Here is a 614-nt window from a genome sequence, read left to right on the forward strand (position 1 = left end):
CTGGGTCGCCAGGTTGGCGTTCCTTACATGATCGTATTCATGAACAAATGCGACATGGTAGATGACGAAGAGCTGCTGGAATTGGTAGAGATGGAAGTTCGTGAACTTCTTTCTGCTTACGATTTCCCAGGCGATGATATCCCAGTTGTTCGTGGTTCAGCGCTGAAAGCACTGGAAGGCGAAGCTGAGTGGGAAGCAAAAATCATTGAACTGGCAGGTTACCTGGATAGCTATATCCCAGAACCAGAACGTGCTATCGACAAGCCGTTCTTGCTGCCAATCGAAGACGTATTCTCTATCTCTGGTCGCGGTACCGTTGTGACTGGTCGTGTAGAACGCGGCATCGTGAAAGTAGGCGAAGAAGTTGAAATCGTTGGTATCAAGGACACCGTTAAGTCTACATGTACCGGCGTTGAAATGTTCCGTAAACTGCTTGACGAAGGTCGTGCAGGCGAGAACGTTGGTGTTCTGTTGCGTGGTATTAAACGTGAAGACATCGAACGTGGTCAGGTATTGGCTAAACCAGGTTCAATCAAACCACACACTACCTTTGACTCAGAAGTTTATATCCTGAGCAAAGATGAAGGCGGTCGTCATACTCCGTTCTTCAAAGG

General features: G+C 47.9%; 1 protein-coding gene. It reads left to right on the forward strand.

Features of this window, described 5'->3' with window-relative positions:
• On the forward strand, positions 1–614 hold a 614-nt coding region (locus IEV89_RS21545), incomplete at both ends, for an EF-Tu/IF-2/RF-3 family GTPase (RefSeq protein ID WP_229746560.1).

Source organism: Hafnia psychrotolerans, from assembly GCF_014639435.1.
GTDB classification, from domain to species: Bacteria; Pseudomonadota; Gammaproteobacteria; order Enterobacterales; family Enterobacteriaceae; genus Ewingella; species Ewingella psychrotolerans.